Annotated in this window: 4 protein-coding genes; 2 read left to right on the forward strand and 2 right to left on the reverse strand. The window is 34.9% G+C overall.

Translation table 11 applies throughout. The annotated features are described in order from the left end of the window. Positions 1-580: 580 nt before the first annotated feature. Together AC3DU7_RS11360 and AC3DU7_RS11365 are read left to right on the forward strand one after the other, a co-directional pair. Positions 581-1171, forward strand: coding sequence for a DUF1997 domain-containing protein (locus AC3DU7_RS11360; protein ID WP_488039460.1), 591 nt, complete (start codon positions 581-583; stop codon positions 1169-1171). Between the two features lie 118 nt (positions 1172-1289). Then, a complete protein-coding gene (locus AC3DU7_RS11365; protein ID WP_488039461.1) occupies positions 1290-1841 on the forward strand; it encodes a DUF1997 domain-containing protein in 552 nt (183 codons plus the stop codon). A gap of 660 nt (positions 1842-2501) precedes the next feature. Here AC3DU7_RS11365 and AC3DU7_RS11370 read toward each other — a convergent pair. Beyond that, complete coding sequence (locus AC3DU7_RS11370) at positions 2502-3140, reverse strand: LON peptidase substrate-binding domain-containing protein (RefSeq protein WP_488039462.1); 639 nt, start codon at positions 3138-3140, stop codon at positions 2502-2504. 280 nt (positions 3141-3420) lie between these two features. Next, the coding region (gene rpsJ / locus AC3DU7_RS11375; protein WP_488039463.1) for a 30S ribosomal protein S10 at positions 3421-3609 on the reverse strand (189 nt) is incomplete at its 5' end.

Raw genomic sequence — 3609 nt, forward strand, 5'->3', positions numbered from 1 at the left:
TTTGAGCAATACTAGGATATGGACACAGAAAAGATTTTTGACCAAACTGACTTAGTTTATTAGCAAATGCCACTGCTGCTGTCTCGGTATTAGTACCAGCAGGGCCAAGATGTGCAATTGATATGGTCATATCAGTTATCAGTTATCAGTTATCAGTTATCAGTATCTCCTGATTGCAGGAGGCTTGACATCAGGAATATTATCTTTTCTCTTGATCAATTGGATATGGCCAGGAGAGTCGCTCCGAAGCTGCGCTAACGACTGCGTTTTTATCCTCTGAAAAGAGGAGGCTATTGAGCAAAATTTTTCGGTCATAGAATCTCCATTTTATTTTAGATTTTAGATAAAAGCCAATTTCTATAAAACTGAATAAGTTACATTTCGTAAAATTAAGTTGCATTTCTTCAATGAGTTCTCATCCATCAACCGTTATGATTACTAGAATTACTCAATTTTACCTAAACCCCCTCTTGGCCGATCGCTAAACTGGAGCAAATACCTCCGTATGATTCAAGTCACATTAATAAATGTGAAGATTTCATAAAATTTAGGTATTAAAATATTGATTTTTATATAGATAATGATTAGTAAATTTAACGCATCTCAATCTGTAGATATTCCCGTAGTTGAGCAACAAGTTCCTATTCATCACTATCTTCGTCAACCGAAACGCCTCATCAATGCTTTAGTAGATCCAACAAGATTAAAGCAGTTAGACAAAGATACCTTCCGCCTGAAAATGCGTCCACTGCACTTTATGATGTTAACTATTCAACCAACTGTAGATATACGGGTTTGGGCGAGTGCTAATGGTACAATTTACCTAAAGTCAGAGGGTTGTGAAATTCGTGGCGTAGAATATATTAACCAGCGTTTTACCCTGAATCTAGTTGGTATTCTTGAGACTTGCCAAATTAAAGGAGTTACTCATCTCAAAGGCAAAGCAGATTTAAAAGTCAAGGTAGAATTACCTCCTCCATTATGGTTAACACCTCTACCAGTTTTAGAAACAACTGGTAATGGTTTACTCAAAAGTGTATTAATCACAATTAAGCAAAGATTGACCAATCAACTATTAGCTGATTATCATAAATGGGCTTGTGATGAAACTGAAGTATTAACAAATAGCAAACAAGGTTCCGTTTTATCTACTGGTAGTCAGGCAGTTTAATTTAGCAGTAATTAGTTCTTTCCACTCAAGCTTGACGGGAGTTGTTACAAAACTTAATCTATTCTAATATAAGGTAATTAATGGTTTTGATAAAAATTACTTACTTCTACTAGCTACTATGTACAATAATTTTTTTGCATCTCAATCTGTTAATATACCTGTTCCACAACAGTCTATAAGTATTCACAGTTATTTAAGTCAACCACAACGTATTGTAGAAGTTCTAGCAAACCCTAATTGTATAGAAAAATTAACTAATGATACATATCGTTTGAAAATGAACCCTCTGAAATTCTTTATGTTGAAAATTGAACCAATTATCGACATGAAAATTTTGACAACTTCTGAAGGAGTAGTCAAATTAAAGTCTGTTGGTTGTGAACTTAAAGGAATTGAAATTATTAATGAACATTTTAAATTGAATCTCAATGGTACAATGCAACCTATCAAAATTCAGAAGAAAACTATTCTAGAGGGAAAAGTAGAGTTAGCCTTACAAATATTTTTGCCTCCTCCTTTCAACAAAATACCCAAATCAATTTTGCTATCTACAGGTAATAATTTATTAGGTAGTATTTTACTCAAAATGAAGAAAAGATTGATGCATAAATTATTATTAGACTATAGCAACTGGGCAAAGTTAGAAGAGAGAAGTTTACTAGCTGCTTAGTTTACTAAAAAAGCACTTTATGACACGATCGCAATGCTTATGAAAAAATTCGACTTAGGAAGTGATTCAGAAACTACAATTAAGTAGAGTTTGCGTATGGAAAGTCTTTTTGCTGGGGTAGGGAGTAGACAGTAGTTAGAATGTAGAAGAAATGGGAATAACAGGGTTGGTGGCCCAAAAAATAGTAAGAGCGATTTTTCGGCTTTTGCTACCCGAAAAAGTTCATACTTTTTCCAGACATAAATTGCCTCAAACCAATATCGGTCAATACTTTTATATTTAATCAGCAAGCCCTAAGTAGCTTCCTAATTCCCATATAAGCACTCAGCAGTCAGCTGGCCTCCTACGAAGGAACTATCTCTTTCAGAGGAGCTGCCTCTTTCCTCCTTCGGAGGAGCTTCGCTAACATTAACAGTTATCAACTTATTATCTTAGGAAAGAGAATTCAAAATTATGTTTGCGCAGCATTCCGAAGAAAAGAAAAAGTTAACAAGCTAACCTTAGTAAGCCCTGTACATTTAAAAGCTGTTTGTGCAGCAATCTGTAGAAAATGCTAATAGCTGAATGCTTACATTCCCACTACCAATTATTGAGCTATATATTCTATATAATAACTTTCTTTAAACAAAAGCATTGAATCTACAACATCATTGCTAAAGTTTACTTTAAAGTATCTTTCAGAACAGTTCTAGCTGCAAGATGATTACGAGTAGATGTGAGAATTTCTACTTCTCTTTCTAACCTAGTAGCAGTATCTTGCATCTCCAAAAGAGCTTGCTGTTCAGTTGCTACTCCATAGAGATTGCTAGCCACCCAATATGACAATTCTTTTGGCAAGCTAGGAATATCAGTTGGCAATTCTATACTCTGATCCATAAGTTTACCTGAAAGATGAACTACATCTTTTAGCAAAGCTTCAACTTGATTTGCTAACTCTCCAAGAGTATTTTCTGAAGAATCATCTTCTATCCACTCAACTAAACCAACTAGATAAGGTTTCTCTCTAATTGTGTCTAAAACTCTAAATCTTTGCTCACCTACTGTCAAAATCTTCATCCGATCATCAGGTAAGCGTTGGTAGTTCTCAATCTTAGCGCAACACCCAGTGGCCACAACTCTGTCTTGAGTGGAATCCCACATCAAAATTCCAAATCTACTATCGCTTTCTAGAACTGTATTCATCATGATTCTATAGCGAAATTCAAAGATGTGTAGTGGTAGAGGTCTACCTGGAAATAATACTACTTCTGGTAGTGGAAATAGGGGAAGTTCTCGAACAGCTACAGAAGGGGATGCCATCTTTCATCATTAAAATAAAGTTTTGCTTCTTAATACTTCTTATACTTTAGCTGATTTTTCTATTCTTGAGATATCTATGGGCTTACTAATTTTTGATTTTTGGGAATTTTTACATCTGGATCGAGATAAAAATTTGTATTATTGAGGACGAAGCATAAAAAATTGTAGTGTCTTAGAATCTTTATTCAACAAAGTAGATGTATATAAGTCCGGGGGATAATTTTAGGCCATGGGTACATTCAATAATTCTAGAGTAGAAACTACCCATGGACTAATGTTGCTATAACTTCACTTCAATATCCACACCAGCAGGTAAGTCAAGCTTCATCAGCGCATCAATTGTTTTTGATGAAGGTTGATAAATATCTATAATTCTACGATGTGTCCTAGTTTCAAAGTGTTCTCGTGAATCTTTATCAACGTGAGGCGATCGCAATAGACAATAAATGCGTCGTTTTGTGGGCAAAGG

Source organism: Okeania sp. (assembly GCF_983059655.1).

Coding starts and splice junctions, on each gene's coding strand:
- AC3DU7_RS11360 (WP_488039460.1), top strand. CDS start 581: ATGATTAGTAAATTTAACGCATCTCAATCTGTAGATATTCCCGTAGTT.
- AC3DU7_RS11365 (WP_488039461.1), top strand. CDS start 1,290: ATGTACAATAATTTTTTTGCATCTCAATCTGTTAATATACCTGTTCCA.
- AC3DU7_RS11370 (WP_488039462.1), bottom strand. CDS start 3,140: ATGGCATCCCCTTCTGTAGCTGTTCGAGAACTTCCCCTATTTCCACTA.